Below are 17939 nucleotides of genomic sequence, written 5' to 3'. Positions count from 1 at the left end.
AGCGAATTTCAAAGGTGATACCCGCCACGTGATTTATCCGTGGAATCAATCCCAAATCGAAAATCGAAAATCCTCAAGAAAGAGCATTGATCCGTGGGGTCGCCTCTCAAATCGAAAATCGAAAATCGAAGCTGTCTTCTGCCTTCAAATGACAAGCGAATTTCAAAGGTGATACCCGCCACGTGATTTATCCGTGGAATCAATCCCAAATCGAAAATCGAAAATCCTCAACAAAGAGCATTGATCCGTGGGGTCGCCTCTCAAATCGAAAATCGAAAATCGAAAATCGAAAATCGATTGACTCCTCAATCGCTAAAAGAACAAATGACTTTCCGGCTGAATATTAATCTCCATCGGCACAGCTTGCGGGTCAGCCGAAAGAGCAAACATAATCGCATTTGCAGCAGTTTCGGTACTCAGCATTTTTGACCGGTCTACCTTCAAACTCACATTATCCCAAAACGGAGAATCCACCCCGCCCAAATAGAATAGCGTAAACTTAATGCCGTAGCGTCGCAGCTCATCTGCCATGCACTTGCTGAAACCAACTACCCCAAACTTTGAAGCGCAATAAGCCGTTCCCATCGCCATCGAATGCTTGCCCAAAATCCCGATGACATTGCAAATGTGACCGGATTTGCGCTCTTTCATCACATTCGCCGCTGCTTGAGACGTGTAAAAACTGCCTTTTAAGTTCAAGTCAAGCATTGCATCTAAATCAGCGGGTTCTAACTTATTCCACTGCTTGAGAATTCCGGCACCGGCGGCGTTTATGAGGGCATCAATTTGTCCGAAATGCCCCGCCGCTTTTTGCATCAGCGTCTCGACTTGCGGCAAATCGGTGATATCTGTGGGCACGCACAGTACCTCTGTTGTTGAAAGTTCCCTAGCTAAAGCGTCTAATTTACTGCTGTCTCTGGCGGCGAGCACTAGCCTCGCACCCGCATCAGCGAGTTTGCGGGCCACTGCTGAACCGATGCCGCCAGTCGCACCCACCACAACCACAACTTTGTCCTGCATATCCCTTTACATTTCTTTACGTCCCGATTGTATGATAACTCAAGTTGCTAGTAATGGGAGATGTTGCACCATTCTCAATAAGCTTTGTATGAACAGGCTTTCCGGCCTGTTCCACAAGAAAATTCACTCTTTGTGGAACAGGCCGGAAAGCCTGTTCCTGAGAATGGTGCAAGATGTGAGTTGTAATGGGACGTTTACATAGGGGTTCTCAGGAAAGTAAGGTACTCTTCCTGTTTGGCCAATGCCCAAGAACACCTCATGTTACTGAGAAAGGCTATATATTTTAATTTTTAATTAATTGAGGGAAACTTGCCAGCCTTTTTCGGCTTTTTTTAGCTGGAGAGTAGCGCAGGATTGCAAAAATTTAGTGAATTTCCTACCGAGATTAAAATCTTTAATTATTTGGGTAATTTGTTTGCCGTATTGTCGGTGAAATTCGCTGCCTACATTGGAGAGAAATACAGAATTTTCAGGAGAGTTGTCGGTTAAGTCGCCAACGATTTTGACCAGAGCTCTTTCCAAGTCTTCCAGAGAATTAATATCTGTCAACTTCGCAGGTGCTGCCTGGTGGTTATTCAGATTTTCTTGGTTGAGTATTGGGGGTGGGGGGGACAGTTTGACTTCAAAAAGAGTGACATAAGTTTGAGAAGTTTCTGAGGGTTTGTGGAGGGCAAAATCTGTGGGATATTTGAGAAATATATCCCTGGTTTTAGTACCAAGCAAATGATGGGCAACAACTTGATTGAGGACTAAACCGTAATTTTCCTTAAATAAAGCTGAAACAGTAGAAAGTTTTATCCACTGAGTTGATGTGCGTTTTTGCTCTTTTTTGATTAATTCTTTGAGCTGAATAACTAATTGTTCGAGGGGTGTAATTTCCGGTATAGTTACGAGAGAATGGGTTTCCACTTGTCCGGTTTTGCTGTTTAAAACTATGATTTTATCTATTTGTTTGCGGACTTGAAATACGGTTAGTCCGTGGGCTTGCAGTGTGTTGCTGAGGTGAGTGAGGGCGCGATCGGACGAACAGACAAAAATCTCTTTGGCTGTGGGATAATGTACGAAAATCGATGCGCCGACTGTAGCCATTTTTAAGTCGGCGCTGTCTTTGCCGGGGGGGACGTGAATTAGTTGATAGCCGCGCTGGTGAAATTCGGCATCTTTTTTGCCCATGCTGCGCCAGTTGGCAAAGGCAACTTTGATTTGGATGGGATAGTGGCAAATTCCCTCTAGGAATTTTTCGGTTTCGATGTTGAGTTGCAAGTTTTCGACATCTAGCAGCAAGATAGCAATGCCGACAGGAAGCGGGGCTGGTTGATTGGCTGTTGGAGTTGGAGGTTCTGACGAAACTGAGTTTTCTGATTTAGCTGGTGCTGTTTGAGATTGGGCTAGCTGCTGAATTTTGGCAGATAATTTGCTGAATTGAGGTGAATTAACGAATTCTGGAACCAGCAGAATTTGTAGGTATTTTTTCGCAGTCAGCAGCAGGGAATCTGTATCGCTGGCTACGCTGAAACTTTTTGTCAATTTTCCAATCAAAACTGACTGAAAATCAGGTTTGGCCCAGGGGGTTTTCCTGTATTTTTCAGCTATCCATTCGGGATGCTGTTCCTGAATGGTAATGAGGGTTTGAGCTATATAGCGACTGATGGCGCTGAATGCGAGAGATTCTTGAGTCGCCAGCACGGGAATTCGATCGGGCATGGCCCTCTACAATGCGGGATGCTGTTTCAATTTATCACACTTCTAGTTTCTCGCCGGGATTCGGACGATCGCCCGCCAAATTAAACCGGCGACAATTAATGCCAATCCTGTCAGCCAAATTTGCCTCTCCACCCAGAAAGCCAGAAACAGACAATTCCCCAAACCCACCCAAGCCAACCACTGCGGATAAAGCCTTTCGGCGGGGGAAAGTTGCAGCGCGGCGAGGTTGGTGATAGCGTAGTAAATCAAAACGCTAAAAGCGCTAAATGACCAAGTGGTTTTGACATCGCCGACGAGGATTAAAAGTGCGATCGTAACTTCGACAACCACCACAGCCACGTAGGGAGTTGTCCCCGAAGGATTCAGCCGTGCCAAGACTCTCGGCATATCCAGACGCCGCCCCATCGCCAGCCAGATGCGCGACAGCCCTAAAATTAAGTTCAGCAAGACTCCCAACATAGCGGTAATTGCGCCGACGGCTAGCAGTTGAGAAACTCCCGGAATTGGGAAACTGCGGGCGATGACTTCCAGGGGTGCAGCCGTGCCGCCTATTTGTAAAGACAATTTATCGGCTCCTCCCGCGCCCGCGACAACTACTGCTACCCCCACGTAAAGCAGCATTGTCAGCACCAAAGTGAAAATTATGGCTTTGGGAATGGTTTTCCTCGGTTCCCGCACTTCCTCGCTCATTGTGGTGATGCGGGCGTAACCGCTATAAGCGACAAACATCAGGGCGGTGGCCTGGAAGATGGAGCCGATCGAGCTATCATTCTGTACGGTGGCCATTTCCCACCTTACCTCTGGCAAACCGACAGCAACAAACACCGCTAAGGATAGGAGTGTAACTGAGACTATGGCAGTATTGGCAATATTCGATCGCCTAATTCCCGTTAATACAACCAGAGTGAGGGTGGCGAGGGCGACTAAAGCTGTTAGGATCAGGTAAGTGCGATCGGCTACACCAACTGCATTTAAAAAATACCCCGCAAAACCTAAAGCAGCAGTAGCCGCAGAAGCCGTTTTCGCCAACAAAAACATCCACCCCGCAGTGAAACCCAGCCAAGGATTGAGATATTTGTAGCCATATTCATAAGTACCACCGCTAACAGGATGATTTGCCGCTAATTGAGCGCTGTTAAGACCATTGCAAACAGCCACAAAAGCTGCAATACCTACAGCCACAATCACTCCCGGCCCCGCAACTTCCGCAGCAATCCCGATACTCACAAATACTCCGGTACCGAGGATTGAACCCAGGCCCATGAGAGTTGCGCCGAAAATACCCAACTCTCGCTTCAGCAGTGGTGAAGACATAAATATAGCAGGCAAAATGCCTGCACAAAAATATTTGTCTGTTTGTTGTGGAACAGGCATCTTGCCTGTTCTGAAGATATAACTATAGCAGGCAACATACCTGCTCCACAAAAATATTTTTCTGTTGTGGAACAGGCATCTTGCCTGTTCTGAAAACATAACTATAGCAGGCAACCTGCCAGCTCCACAAAAATATTTGTCTGTTTGTTGTGGAACAGGCATCTTGCCTGTTCTGAAAACATAACTATAGCAGGCAACCTGCCAGCTCCACACAAATATTTTTCTGTTGTGGAACAGGCATCTTGCCTGTTCTGAAAACATAACTATAGCAGGCAACCTGCCAGCTCCACACAAATATTTTTCTGTTGTGGAACAGGCATCTTGCCTGTTCTGAAAACATAACTATAGCAGGCAACCTGCCAGCTCCACACAAATATTTTTCTGTTGTGGAACAGGCATCTTGCCTGTTCTGAAAACATAAATATAGCAGGCAAAATGCCTGCACAAAAATATTTGTCTGTTTGTTGTGGAACAGGCATCTTGCCTGTTCTGAAAACATAACTATAGCAGGCAACATACCTGCTCCACAAAAATATTTTTCTGTTGTGGAACAGGCATCTTGCCTGTTCTGAAAACATAACTATAGCAGGCAACATACCAGCTCCACACAAATATTTTTCTGTTGTGGAACAGGCATCTTGCCTGTTCTGAAGACATAACTATAGCAGGCAAGATGCCAGCTCCACAAAAATATTTTTCTGTTGTGGAACAGGCATCTTGCCTGTTCTGAAAGAGGTTCAAGGTGTAAGTATTAACCGAAACGGCCTTGAATGTAATCTCTCGTACTCGAATTGCCCGCAGAAGTAAAAATCTTACTTGTCGGCCCAAATTCAACCATGCGGCCGATGCGACTTTCATCAGTATTAAAAAAAGCCGTGTAATCAGAAACACGAGCAGCCTGCTGCATATTGTGCGTCACAATCACAACAGTTAACTGCTGCCGCAGAGTCTGAAATAACTCCTCAATCTTCATCGTTGAAATCGGATCTAGAGCAGAACAAGGTTCATCCATCAGCAAAATTTTCGGCTTCACAGCCAAAGCGCGAGCAATACAAAGTCGCTGCTGCTGTCCCCCCGAAATCCCCTGAGCAGATTTCTTCAAATCGTCTTTGACTTCATTCCAAAGCGCCGCACTTTTGAGTGCAGATTCCACAATTTCATCTAACTCTGCTTTGCTTTTGCGACCAAAAATCCTCACCCCGTAAGCAATATTATCGTAGATGCTCAGCGGAAAAGGATTTGGTCTTTGAAACACCATCCCAATTTGGCGGCGCAAACTATTAATGTTTACTTTCGGGCTGTAAATATCCTGTCCAAAAAACTCTACTCTTCCTTTAATTTTAACCTTTCCCTCCAATTCACCAATCCGGTTGAGAGCTTTGAGAAAGGTAGATTTGCCGCAACCTGAAGGGCCAATAATAGCCGTAATTTGCGGATGAGGGATATTCATCGATAAATTTTCTAAGACTTTGTGAGTTCCGTAATAAAAACTCAAGTCCTGAACCCGCAGTGCTGGCATTGCATTGGGGTCGATTTCTGGGGTAACATCGTCTAGGAATTGATCTGGATAGTTGTCGGATTTCAAGTTAGCTTTAGGTTTCATTATTTGCCTGGTTATATGGTTAATATTTGATTGAGAGATCCACTTTAGTAATTGATTTATCGGTTTTGCAAGCGTTTCCGAGTGACTGTACGGGATGCCACGCTAGCAATCAAAACCATGCCTAAAAGGACAGAGGCAGCAGTCCACGCCAATTCGTTCTGCTCCTTGTAAGGAGAGCTGGCGTAGCTATATATTAATACCGACATAGAAGGAGTCGGAGTCAGCAGTGTTTCGGGAATTTCTTTGAGTTTTGAGATAGTTTCTGCACCTATGGGGGACTGCATTATCTCGCCCAATTTATCAACTAAAGGAGGCCAAAATTGACTCGACAACGCCGTTACAATCAGCGGTGCGGTTTCGCCGGCGGCGCGGGAAGCAGCGAGTAAAATACCTGTGGTAATAGTTGGAAGTGCTGAGGGTATGATAATGCGAAACATCGTTTGAAAGCGTCCGCCTCCCAAACCAGCAGAAGCGAGGCGGTAAGAAGTAGGCACTAATTTTAATGCTTGTTCTGTTGTCAGAGCAACCACTGGAAGCATGATGACGCCGAGGGCGAAACCACCGGCTAAGGATGAAAATGCTTTGGTGGTAACGACAATTAGGGCGTAGGAAAAGACGCCAACTACGATCGAGGGAACGCTGCTGAGAATGACGGTGATAAAGCGAATACTATTGGTAATTGCCTTGTTTTCTCTACCAAACTCCGACAAAAATATTCCCGTCATTACGCCTATGGGGACGCTGATTAATGTCGCAATTCCTACCATTAAAGCAGTGCCGAGAATGGCATTTGCAAAGCCGTTGGGCTGGTCTTCAACTCCGACGGGTGCTGGTAGAGACACTAGCACTTCCCAGCTCAAATGTGTCAGTCCTTCCCCCAGGATTTTGTATAAAATAGCAAACAAAGGGAGCAGGGCCAGAGCTGTCAGAGCGAAAGCGATAACTGTCATTCCCCGGCTGAAAAGAGTTCGGCTTAGCGACAGGGGGTTGTTGATTTCTGCATCCAGAATAATGTTGGAATTTTGTGCTTGAGTCATGCGATTTTAGCTTTGAGATTTTAGATGGAACCAGCGGGGAAATCCGGCGGCGCGGCTTGCGATCAAATTGCTTTCGATGATGTTAAGTTTTAGCTTTTTTGGCCCCAATTAGCTGAACTAACAATACTGCGATCGCATTTACCAACAAAGTGATGACAAATAGAATTAGGGCTAAATACATCAAAGCGCCGGTGTGCAGCGGTTCGATAGCTTCCCGAAATTGACTTGCTAAAACAGCAGGAATTGAGTAGCTGGGAGCGAGCAGGGATTGGTTGATTTGAATCGAGTTGCCAATTACCATTGTGACTGCCATTGTTTCGCCTAAAGCGCGTCCCAAGGCTAATATGGTGGCGCCGATAATCCCCGAACTAGCTGCTGGTAATAACAGCTTGAATATCGTTTCCCAGCGGGTAGCGCCGAGGGACATGGAAGCACTCCGCAAATCGACTGGAACCGACAGCAAGACATCGCGGCTGATGGCGGCTACTGTGGGCAAAATCATAATTGATAACAGTATTCCCGCCGGGAGCATTCCGGGGCCTAAAGGTTCGCTGCTGAACAGGGGAAACCAACTGAAATTATCGAACAATGACTGCTGCAATGGCAACAAAAAGGGAATCAAAACAAAGATTCCCCACAGCCCAACTATCACGCTGGGAATGGCCGAGATTAATTCAACCATGAATCCCAAGGGCGATCGCACCCAAACGGGTAAGAAGTTCTCGCTAGTCACTATAGCTACTGACAGCCCTAAAGGAAGTGCGATGATTATGCCGATCGCAGAACTAATTACAGTACCGTAAATAAACGGCAAAGCCCCAAACTGCAACTCGCCGATATCCCACTTGGGATTCCACAAGAAAGAGAGTCCAAATTGGCTAATAGCAGGCCAAGCATCTTTAAAAATTACCGCACTCATCAAAAACAACGTACCCGCTGTCGCTAGGGCAAAACCCCACACAAATACTGTAAATCCTGACTCCATCCATAGACCTTCACCAGCAGTATCTGTCAAATCTACTTCTGTGTTTATTTCTGTCGGTTTCCGAGTTGATATTTTCGGTTTTTTGGAAAAATTGGTCATAGCCGAGTTATTGCGTAAAAAGCGAAATATTCGATCGAAAGACAAGCTTGTAGGGTACGCATTTATCCTGCTATCCGGCAGCCGGATGCTCTGGTATTCCCATAGTCCGGCGGGGGTTTAAACCCGCCTCAAAGCTAAAGTCCTCTCAAGAGGACTGTTGGAATTCCCCAAAATAAATCTGGGTAAAAACCCACTTTATGGATAGTCTATTATTACCAGTTCTCCTTCGCGAGGACTTGAGGACTTTCGGTATAAGGTAGAGATTAAATCTCTGCCGAACTTGTTACATCAGTCATTATTCCTAGTCCTCATAGCGAGGACTTTCGCTATGAGGCAGGGATTTAAATCCCTGCCGGAATGCGGGAAAAGCGCAGATTTATTGGCACTCATACATCAGGAATATTGATATACAAAATATGAGTTCTGAGCCATAGATTGAACTCAAAATCCCTAACTCTGAAAAGCCCAAATTAACCTCTAGCAACCACAGTCTGATTAACTGCTTGAACCACCCTTTGAGCTGTAGCTGAAGGAATGCTAGTAAACTCTAACTGTTTGTTGATACCTTGACCTGTAGTCATCACCCAATTAACCATCTTTTTAATAGCATCTGCTTTCGCAGCAGGATACTGTTTGTAGATTAACAGCCAAGTCAAACCAACAATGGGATAACCGTCGTTAGGATTGCCTTCTACTAAGCGGAAGTCTGCTGGGAATGTTTCCCCTGCGAAAGCTTTCTCTGCTTCGGCCAAGCTAGGATCTACAAACCGACCAGCTTTATTTTGAATAAATGCTGTTTGGAGATTGTTTTGCCGAGCAAAAGTATCTTGAACGTAGCCGATCGCACCCGCTGTATTCTTCACCAAAGCAGCTACGCCGGGGTTTCCTTGACCCCTGACAGCGTTTTGTGGCCAACTCGGCTGCGCGGCAGCTTTGATGGTGCTACCAGTTGCCTGCAAGTGATTAGCAAAAATAAAGCTAGTACCGCTGCTGTCTGCCCGTACAGCTACTCGAATCGCAGTATTTGGCAAGCCTTTAGCTTGTCCAGAAATTCCGGCTATTTTAGGATCGTTCCAGCGAGTAATCTTGCCTTCAAAGATGCCTTTCAGAGCATCGTTACTTAGCCTCAGATTCGTCACTCCGGGCAAGTTGTAGACAACTGCAACAGCGCCGCCAGCAGTCGGAACAGCTATTACACCCCGCTTTACCTCAGCGATTTGTGCAGCAGTCATCAGCGCGTCGCTGCCTGCGAAGTCAACAGTGCCTGCAATTAATGCTTTGATGCCAGCACCGCTACCAGTTCCTTCGTAGTTTACAGTAATTTGATTTGCACTTCTCATTTGAGAGAAGTAGCGATCGTAAAGAGGTTTGGGGAAAGTTGCTCCCGAACCGTTTAGGGTAACAGCAGCTACAGCGGAACTAATCAAAGTTAGCGAAAATGCTGCTGCTGCTAGTGTCACTATAAAACTACGTCGCCAACGTCCTGTGAAAAAATTCATATTCCTCCTCTCCCTTAATAGCCGACTTTGCAAATCTACGACCTAGGATAGACTGAAATCCGCAAGGAAAGGGAGCAAAAAGAATAAGCTTGTTTTAAATTTTGGTTAATAATAGATTAAATAATCAAAGAATAAGCTTGTCTTAAATTTTGGTTAATAATAGATTAAATTTTGATACCCAAGACTAGGAGACCTGATTTCTTAAATAAGTCAGGGAGCTGACTGTGCGATCGCCACTTCATAAATTTTACCTTTTTTCTTAACTTTAAATATTTTACAGGACTGCAAAAAATCGGGAAATTTGGTGTCCAAATCCAGCGATTTCAGCTTTTTAGTAATTGGTTGACCGTATTGCTTTTTAAATTCGCCGGCTACCTGGGGAATCGGAATGTAACTACCTGGAGATTCAGCAGTTAATGCCAGTACAAGTTTTGCTACCGATGCTTCGAGGGCGGCAGATAATTCAATTTTTGAATCGGAGGGTTTTTGAACGAGTCCCACTTGATGTTCGGTACCAATTAATATTATTTTAAAAATAGCTGATTGCGACTGCAAAAATTTGATCAAACTAGAAGTTTTACCCAAAAAGCTTTTTACAATTAAATCAGCATGAGAGTGATATTTAGCAAAAAAAACTTTCTTAATTCTTGTTACAGGAATAGCATCCTCTTTCAACTCATTTTTGGCAGACTCAATTATTTCTACAAGTATATTTTTTAAAACATCCAGCGACTCAATAGCCTTTGAATTGACAGCAGGTATTATTTCTGGCAAATTTTGCTCCGCAACATTTTGATTAACAGCAACCGTCGCCAAAGATGGTTCAAGCACCGGGGGAACTTGGTTTTGTGCTGACTCCGCCAGTGCTGCTGCTGGGGAAGTTGTAGAATTGAACGCAACATTACGGCGCTCTTGAAAAAGCTCAGCCACACTAGAAAAACGAGCGATTCGCTCATCAATAGATTTGTGTTCAGCCTTCAACAACTCTGCAACTTGATTAGCCAATTCTTCAAAACTAGGGATTTCCTCTTCTCTTTCGCAAGAATAGTGCTTGCTCTCACCATTCTGACAGTTTTCTACAGACAAAACCGAATTTTGCCGACGCACCCGAAACACAGTCACTCCCTGATTTTGCAACTGATTGCAAAGATGATTTAACAAACCATCCGAAGAACAGACAAAAACTTGTCGCACATCCCGATATCGATATAAAATAGCAGCGCCAAAAGCAATCATCTTACCATCAGCACTATTCGCACCGCCCGGAACGTGAATCAGTTCGTAACCGCGATCGTAAAGTTCAGCATCCAACTTGCCCGTACTCGGGTTTTTCCAGTTAGCAAAAGCAATTTTAACTTGCAGGGGATAGTCGCACAAACCCGCTAAAAATTGTTCTGTATTAACCTTAAGTTTCAGATTTTCGGCATCCAACAGCAAAATCGCAATCGGGCCGGACTCTGTGGTGGTTGCAGGGGCGACTCCCTCCGGGATAGCTTCGCTTAACCGTGTTTCGGTGCATTTGCGACTGAAAGACGGCAGACCGGCGGGATCAAAGAATTGTTTGCGGCAAGCTTTGCAAAGATACCGCTGGCGACCCTTGGGACGGCCGTTTTTACGAAGTTGGTCAGATTCGCATCGAGGACATTTCATTAACCCATTATGCAGCCTACTCCCGAACCGAACAAGGCATTACCTATCTTCTTCTTTCTCTTCCTTCGCGCCCTACCCTTCGGGAACGGCTTCGCCGAACGCGCCCTTGGCGTCTTCGCGGTTCGTTAAATACGTATCTTTTGAGCGGTTCAGGAGTAACTTGTGGCAGTCGATCGGCTCATAATAACAAAAGAACGTTAACAATTCTTAAAAAAAATGGCTAGAGACTTGCGGGGATTCCTAAAACTACTCGAAGAACGGGGACAACTGCGCCGGATTAGCGCTTTAGTCGATTCCGACCTCGAAATTGCCGAAATTTCCAACCAAATGCTGCAAAAAGGCGGCCCTGGACTGCTGTTTGAAAACGTCAAAGGGGCCGAATTCCCCGTCGCCATTAACCTCTTGGGTACGGAAGAGCGCGTTTGCTGGGCGATGAACATGGAAAAGCCGATCGAACTAGAAGAGCTCGGCAAAAAACTGGGAATGCTGCAACAGCCAAAACCGCCGAAAAAGATTTCCCAAGCGATAGAATTCGGCAAAGTGCTGTTCGACGTAGTGAAAGCCAAACCGGGCCGAGACTTTTTCCCCGCTTGTCAGCAAGTGGTATTTGAGGGAGAAGGGCTGGATTTGAACAAAATCCCGATGATTCGCCCTTATCGGGGAGATGCTGGCAAAATTATCACCCTGGGTTTGGTAATTACCAAAGATTGCGAAACGGGTACGCCGAATGTGGGGGTTTATCGGTTGCAGTTGCAGTCAAAAAACACGATGACTGTACACTGGTTATCGGTGCGGGGGGGGGCGCGGCACTTGCGGAAAGCGGCGCAGGCTGGTAAAAAGTTGGAAGTTGCGATCGCCCTTGGAGTCGATCCCCTGATTATTCTCGCCGCAGCAACCCCAATTCCTGTAGATTTATCGGAATGGTTATTTGCGGGACTTTACGGCGGTTCCGGCGTGCAATTGGCCAAGTGCAAAACCGTAGATTTGGAAGTACCGGCGGACTCGGAAATTGTGTTAGAAGGAACGATTACGCCGGGGGAAGTTCTGCCCGACGGGCCCTTCGGCGATCACATGGGTTATTACGGCGGCGTGGAAGATTCGCCGTTGGTGCGGTTCCACTGCATGACGCACCGCAAAGACCCGATTTATCTGACGACATTTAGCGGGCGGCCGCCGAAAGAAGAAGCAATGATGGCGATCGCGCTTAACCGTATTTATACGCCTATTTTGCGGCAGCAAGTATCGGAAATTGTCGATTTCTTCTTACCGATGGAAGCCCTGAGTTATAAAGCCGCAATTATCTCGATCGATAAAGCATATCCCGGTCAAGCGCGCAGGGCTGCTTTAGCATTTTGGAGTGCCTTACCGCAGTTTACTTACACTAAGTTTGTGATTGTTGTGGATAAAAGTATCAACATTCGCGACCCGCGTCAAGTAGTTTGGGCAATTAGTTCTAAAGTCGATCCGGTTCGGGATGTATTTATTCTGCCGAATACGCCTTTTGATACGTTAGATTTTGCCAGTGAAAAGATTGGTTTGGGAGGCAGAATGGGGATTGATGCTACTACGAAGATGCCGCCGGAAACGGATCACGAATGGGGGGAAGTTTTGGAGTCCGATCCGGATGTGGCGGCGATGGTAGAAAGGCGTTGGGCTGAGTATGGTTTGGCTGATTTGAATTTGGGTGAAGTCGATCCGAATTTGTTTGGATATGAGATGAAGTAGGGGGGAACCGCAGAGGCAGAGAGGGTGCAGAGGAGGAGGGAGAAACGGGAAAACGGGCGATGATTTTTCCACTAACGGGACTTAGACAAAAACTGAAGCCAAAATAGCTTCAAACCCAGATAGAGAAAGACTTTTAGCTCTACTGGGCATGAATCTAGCTATACCAAGGGTTTCAGGCATTTTTAGGTCATCGACCTCTTTCCATTGCGAGCGAGGGGGTTTGGGTTCCTAAAGGGGCTAGAAAATGTTTAAGTCTCACTAATCTAGCAGTTATCTCATCAATTACGAACACGCTTTCTTCTGTTTCTCTGTGTTCTCTGTGGTTAATTGAAAAAATATTTCAAAAATCCTTGAGGCTGGACTTACGCACCGGATCCGAAAAATCAGCATTTGAGGTTACTTCACTTCGTTCGTGATGACAGCATTTACGTTGTTGCCTAATTGTTGTTAAGCTTGCTAAGCTGTTTAGCCTTTAAACTGCGTATTTCAGAGCCTGAAACCCAATACTTGCTTAGATAGCCTCTGAGATTTGAATGGTGAACAGCTTATAGCTGTTCACTTATGAGTAAGTTGCCAAAGCCGCGTTTCGTAACTGACCTCTGAAGTAAGGAAAACAGGCTTTAAGTTGTAGTTGTATTGTTTTTTAAGCCTCTCTTGGAGTTTTTTACTGGGATGGAATACAAACAAATTCCTGTAACCGTTAGGAATCTGAAGTGTATCTCCCCACAGAATGTCCACTTTCCGATCGAGCAGACGGCTCAAAGGAATGACTTCACCGAACGTACTATCAGTAATCAACAGCGGAGAGTCAGCTTGATTTAGGATGTGAGCTATAGGAATAGCGAACTTGCCTTGATCCAGACCTTTGTTCCACCAAGTTTCTGCTTGAGCACTGAGGGTGCAAGACAGGACTCCAGCCGAGAACACTCCGATTGCAACAAGCTTCCAAAACTTCTGCTGCCAGGTATTAACAGAAGTGGAGGTTATTTTCGCTGTCAGCAAATAAGCCACAGCCAACTGCAAACCCAGATAAGTAGGAAGTAGATATCGAGCGTAGCCTGAGAGCCGCCGTCCACCTAAAATTAAATCTCCCAGCATCAGAGGCAGGGATGTAAAAACAATCAAAGTCAAGATGAAGCCGTAAACCGGTTTGGAAGTGTGGCGACAGACAAAATAAATCGAATATGCCAATAAAATTAATACCAATACAATCACTGGAATCAGAGGCAGCGTCTTTTTGAATGAGCTCAGCGCATCAAGATTTACATCAAAAACAATTCGGCTAATATTCCCTATCCACCTTTTAATTATAGGCATCAAGGGCATTCTGGAGTCGGGTGTCATTACGCTTAGAGCAGAGGATGATGAGGGTGGCTGCCAATATTTTATGGTTAAATACCACAGCAAACCTGATATGAACGAGACAAATAAGGCTAGTATATAATAAATTACGGTTTTAGTTACTCGTACTTTTTCCATAGCAAATACATAGATTCCATGTGCTATTAAAACAAGTACAGTATACAAATGAGTGTAAATTCCTACTACGGTAATCGCTGTATAAATTCCCCATAGCAGCTTAGTTTGAAGTCGCATAGCTCGCAGCAAAACCGCACTAGATAGCAAAGTTAACACACTCCAAAAACAATACGGTCGTGCTTCCTGAGCGTACAATACGTGCATTGGCGAGACTGATACCAATGCCATTGCTACCCATCCCACCATCGAAGACTCAAACAATTCCAGGCAAAGCCAATAAGCACAGGGCAACAGTAGTACACTAATCAGAGCGGGCAAGCTTCTCATTGCTGTGACGCTAGTTCCAAACAATTTAGCCCAAAATCGCGCTACCAGAAAATAGAAGGGTGGCAGTTGACCTTCTTCTATTGCCAAACCCTTAATCGTATCGATTTCGTTCTTTTGATCGTTAATGATCTGATATTTCAGGAAATCTTTGCAACTGATTACTGGGCCATTGAATATTTCTTCCTTAAGAGATTTCCCTAAGTAGCCAGACACTCGCAAGGAAGTGAAAGTTTCATCGAACCAGTAGAATTTGCGGTCGATATTGACGAACCTAAAAAATATGCCCATCACCAACAGCACAGAAAGTAAAAACCGCAGCCCAGTTACAGGTAGTCGCCAATTATGACCATTCATTAAATGATTTCCCCTATTTATACTCTAATTATGCAACGCCTCAGTTTATTGTTCCACAATCTCAACTAAATCTTCGATCGCAATATCGAACGCACGGGCCATCTTGTCCAAAGCTGTGTAGTCAACGGTAGCCATGCCTGGAGAATTAGCATAGGTGGCGATTGTTGTGTATGGAATACCTGTTCTGTTGGAGACTTCCCTCAGAGTCCAACCCTTCTCTTGAGCAAATTCTCGAACTCGCAGCCTAATTCGTCCCATATTCCCAACGATAAATCAGCCTACTCTTCCAAAATCTCAACTAAATCTTCGATCGCAATATCAAACACGCGAGCCATTTTGTTTAAAGCTGTGTAATCTACCGTTGCCAGCTTGGGAGAATGGGCATAACTTCTAACGGTACTGTAAGGAATGCCCGATCGCTCAGAAACTTCTTTCAACGTCCAACCCTTCTCTTGGGCTAGTTCTCGAACTCGCAACCGAATTAACCCCATTTTCCCGCTGAAAAATCAGTTTACCGTTCCAAAACCTCAACCAAATCTTCCACCATCACATCAAAGACAGCAGCAAGTTTCTGCAAAGCCGTATAGTCCACCGTTGCCATTTTGGGGGCTTGGGCGTATTTTTTAACCGTGCTGTAGGGAATTCCCGTTCTGTCAGAGACTTCTTTCAGCGTCCAACCCTTTTCCTCAGCGAGTTCTCGAACTCGCAATCGAATTAATCCCATTTATGCTTGACAGCAGCTATGCTCATATCTTTTAATAAAGATAGTTAACAGCGATCGCCCCGTGACCTGAGAAATCTAGAGCGATCGCCTTTCATTCACCACCCAAAAAAGTGGGAAGGATTTTCCTATGATAGCTGGTAAAAGTATAGTCATCTATTACATGACATGGGAGGCCTTCGGCCCCTCCCCCTTCACTTTTACTTTGAGCGGATTGACCCGCCTCGGCTGAGCTACGCAGCTCCCTATCCCATTGCTCAATGCTTTTGGGAGTGCTTTTGCCACGATCGTGTAAGTACCTACACAAAATTAATTACACATCCGACTTTGTTACTCTTTAGACCTATCAAGGGTTTCAAGTCAACTCAGTCGGCAATTAATTTGGTTTACCTACTTAATACCCATTCACGGATCGCATTAATTAACAAACCATCTGCGGTTTTGTACAAACCTCTGTGGATGTGTTTGCCAATCGGCTAGCTGCATGAGTGATAGGTGTGGCTCGTAAATTCATGCCTCGTTGAAAGCGGTTGCTTGGGCAGTCCAACTCCTTCTGCTCAGTCAGCATATACTACTCCTGACTATCTTTGACGAGAAACTTAATGAAGTTTTACAATACCAAAACAACCGACTTATCGCGATCGACTTCAACCGGGAGTGCATAATTCGCCACCTCCCCAACTGTCAGCGGTTAACAGTCGCCCGTTTCGCCCGCCGCCCCGATGCCGAATCTTACCTCAACGCACTGCGCCGCTTAATGCCCGCAGTCCCGCATACAATTGTTTTCGTAAATGCGCTGTCTGTCTTAGATGAAAACAGCATTCCAATTCCGATGCAATTGTCGATCGAAAGTTAAAGCGATCGAACTGATATCTTGCATTTGTTGCCAGATTCTGGCAGGGGTTTAAACGCCCGACGGAATATCGCAATAAGTGCAAGATGTGCGATCGAACCTATTATTGCAAAAGGTCGATCGAGCCTTCAGTCATCATCTGCAACAAGCAAAGCTATGCCCTAAAACCTGTTGGCAAGCCATTCGCGTCAGAAAAGTATTGCTAAACTATAAATAGACTTGAGTCAAGGAGTCAAATCAATGCCATCTCCCTTTCCCGGTATGGACCCGTATTTAGAACATCCCGAACTCTGGCCTGGGATGCATAACTTGCTGATCGGTGAAATTTTCAGGTTTTTATCTCCCCAACTGCGTCCTAAGTATTTAGTGTCGCTGGAAGTGAGAATCTATGAAACTGCTGACGACGATTTATCAGTCATTGGCATTCCCGACGTAACTGTAATGCAGCCACAAACTGCAACACAAACAACAGCATCAAACGTAGCAGTTGCAGCACCCGTTACACAACCATTCACAGTAACTCTTCCCATACCTTACACGCTTCGAGAAGCTTATTTAGAAATTAGAGAAAGGGGGGAAAAAGAATTGATCGCAGTAATTGAAATTCTCTCGCCTAGCAATAAGCGCACAGGAAAAGGGCGACAAATGTACGAAGAAAAGCGAGAAGAAATTTTAGGTAGTCGCACTCATTTAATAGAAATACATTTATTGCGGCGCGGTCGAAAAATGCCAATTCTTGAAAACAATATTGATAGTCACTATAGCGTTTTGGTGTGTCGGGGAAATCGCCGTCCCAGAGCTGATTTGTATGCTTTTAACCTGCAAAACCAGATTCCTGCCTTTCCTTTACCGCTGCGATCGGACGACACCGAACCTGTCATAAACTTGCAAGAATTATTCACTCAAATTTATGACATAGCAAGTTACGACCTCAAGATAGATTATCGCAACTGGGAAGTCATACCAGCGCTGTCAGAGGCCGATACAATTTGGGCAGATGCTTGGTTGCGCGATCGGGGATTGCGAGATTAATTTGGTATCAAGCTGGCACGCTGCTACCTTATCTTAAAGCTCTTCACCTTCCAATGCTTCATGGCTACTCACTCACACGATCGATCCTCATCAGATTCTGAGAATAGAACCCGTAAATCCCGATAACCGCTGACGACTCGCAAAACTTCAATACCTTCGTCAATAGCACGATAGAAAATTAGGTAATCATCGATCGGGAAACTTCGCACCTTGGGAGCCAGCTCATCCCGCTTCCGTCCCATACTGGGAAAGCTTGCCAACCTCTTGCAGCGATCGTTAATTCTATTGAGCAACCGTTCCGCAGCATCAAAGGTGCTGTTATCAGCTACATAGTCAATGATGGCTTCGATATCTCGACTGGCGGGAACTGTGAACCTGCAAACATGGCTCATTGACCAAAAAAATGGTCGGGTAAGAGTGGAATACATCACTGTACCACTCTCCCCTAAGAACGTAGCGTGACTGTTACCAATCACT

Annotated in this window: 17 protein-coding genes; 3 read left to right on the top strand and 14 right to left on the bottom strand. The window is 45.3% G+C overall.

What is annotated here, in order from left to right; all coding sequences use genetic code 11:
* Positions 1-312: 312 nt before the first annotated feature.
* The 9 genes from QT992_RS07725 to QT992_RS07685 form a co-directional block, all read right to left on the bottom strand.
* Positions 313-1020 (bottom strand): SDR family oxidoreductase, encoded by a 708-nt coding sequence (locus QT992_RS07725; protein WP_333336843.1) that lies wholly within the window; start codon positions 1018-1020, stop codon positions 313-315.
* A gap of 294 nt (positions 1021-1314) precedes the next feature.
* Positions 1315-2724, bottom strand: coding sequence for an NYN domain-containing protein (locus tag QT992_RS07720; protein ID WP_333376760.1), 1410 nt, complete (start codon positions 2722-2724; stop codon positions 1315-1317).
* Positions 2725-2766: 42 nt separating this feature from the next.
* The gene (locus tag QT992_RS07715) at positions 2767-4260 is read right to left on the bottom strand and encodes an APC family permease (RefSeq protein ID WP_333376758.1); all 1494 of its coding nucleotides are present in this window, start codon (positions 4258-4260) and stop codon (positions 2767-2769) included.
* Positions 4261-4361: 101 nt separating this feature from the next.
* Entirely contained in the window at positions 4362-4577 is a 216-nt protein-coding gene (locus QT992_RS07710) for a hypothetical protein (protein ID WP_333376756.1), read from the bottom strand.
* Between the two features lie 272 nt (positions 4578-4849).
* A complete protein-coding gene (gene pstB / locus QT992_RS07705) occupies positions 4850-5701 on the bottom strand; it encodes a phosphate ABC transporter ATP-binding protein PstB (protein WP_333321832.1) in 852 nt (283 codons plus the stop codon).
* A gap of 56 nt (positions 5702-5757) precedes the next feature.
* Positions 5758-6738, bottom strand: coding sequence for a phosphate ABC transporter permease PstA (gene pstA, locus QT992_RS07700; protein WP_333321830.1), 981 nt, complete (start codon positions 6736-6738; stop codon positions 5758-5760).
* An 82-nt stretch (positions 6739-6820) separates the two neighbouring features.
* Positions 6821-7822, bottom strand: coding sequence for a phosphate ABC transporter permease subunit PstC (pstC, locus tag QT992_RS07695; protein WP_333321828.1), 1002 nt, complete (start codon positions 7820-7822; stop codon positions 6821-6823).
* 470 nt (positions 7823-8292) lie between these two features.
* Positions 8293-9321 (bottom strand): phosphate ABC transporter substrate-binding protein PstS, encoded by a 1029-nt coding sequence (gene pstS / locus QT992_RS07690; RefSeq protein WP_333321826.1) that lies wholly within the window; start codon positions 9319-9321, stop codon positions 8293-8295.
* A gap of 210 nt (positions 9322-9531) precedes the next feature.
* A complete protein-coding gene (locus QT992_RS07685) occupies positions 9532-10971 on the bottom strand; it encodes an IS1/IS1595 family N-terminal zinc-binding domain-containing protein (protein WP_333321825.1) in 1440 nt (479 codons plus the stop codon).
* Positions 10972-11187: 216 nt separating this feature from the next.
* On the opposite strand from QT992_RS07685, the gene QT992_RS07680 reads away from it, so the two are divergent.
* Positions 11188-12696, top strand: coding sequence for a UbiD family decarboxylase (locus tag QT992_RS07680; protein WP_333321823.1), 1509 nt, complete (start codon positions 11188-11190; stop codon positions 12694-12696).
* 555 nt (positions 12697-13251) lie between these two features.
* Here the strand turns inward: QT992_RS07680 and QT992_RS07675 are convergent.
* Genes QT992_RS07675 through QT992_RS07660 form a run of 4 tightly spaced genes read right to left on the bottom strand, consistent with a single transcriptional unit; the run spans position 13252 to position 15580 of the window.
* Positions 13252-14856 (bottom strand): glycosyltransferase family 39 protein, encoded by a 1605-nt coding sequence (locus QT992_RS07675; protein WP_333321821.1) that lies wholly within the window; start codon positions 14854-14856, stop codon positions 13252-13254.
* Between the two features lie 45 nt (positions 14857-14901).
* Positions 14902-15114, bottom strand: coding sequence for a helix-turn-helix transcriptional regulator (locus tag QT992_RS07670; RefSeq protein ID WP_333321820.1), 213 nt, complete (start codon positions 15112-15114; stop codon positions 14902-14904).
* A gap of 20 nt (positions 15115-15134) precedes the next feature.
* Positions 15135-15347, bottom strand: a complete 213-nt coding sequence (locus tag QT992_RS07665; RefSeq protein ID WP_333102249.1) for a helix-turn-helix domain-containing protein — start codon at positions 15345-15347, stop codon at positions 15135-15137.
* 20 nt (positions 15348-15367) lie between these two features.
* Positions 15368-15580, bottom strand: coding sequence for a helix-turn-helix domain-containing protein (locus QT992_RS07660; RefSeq protein WP_190663748.1), 213 nt, complete (start codon positions 15578-15580; stop codon positions 15368-15370).
* Between the two features lie 517 nt (positions 15581-16097).
* Here QT992_RS07660 and QT992_RS07650 point away from each other — a divergent pair.
* Together QT992_RS07650 and QT992_RS07645 are read left to right on the top strand one after the other, a co-directional pair.
* The gene (locus tag QT992_RS07650) at positions 16098-16433 is read left to right on the top strand and encodes a hypothetical protein (RefSeq protein ID WP_333321816.1); all 336 of its coding nucleotides are present in this window, start codon (positions 16098-16100) and stop codon (positions 16431-16433) included.
* Between the two features lie 237 nt (positions 16434-16670).
* Entirely contained in the window at positions 16671-17462 is a 792-nt protein-coding gene (locus tag QT992_RS07645; protein WP_333336832.1) for a DUF4058 family protein, read from the top strand.
* 68 nt (positions 17463-17530) lie between these two features.
* On the opposite strand, the gene QT992_RS07640 is transcribed toward QT992_RS07645, so the two are convergent.
* Positions 17531-17939, bottom strand: a 409-nt coding sequence (locus QT992_RS07640) for a type II toxin-antitoxin system RelE/ParE family toxin (protein ID WP_333336830.1), incomplete at its 5' end; no start/stop codon positions are given.

Origin of the sequence: Microcoleus sp. T3_D1, from assembly GCF_036700405.1 — a bacterium.
In the GTDB taxonomy this organism is placed as follows: Bacteria; Cyanobacteriota; Cyanobacteriia; order Cyanobacteriales; family Microcoleaceae; genus Microcoleus.
The sequence above is the reverse complement of the archived record's forward strand: the minus strand, read 5'-3'. Positions and strand labels throughout refer to the sequence as shown.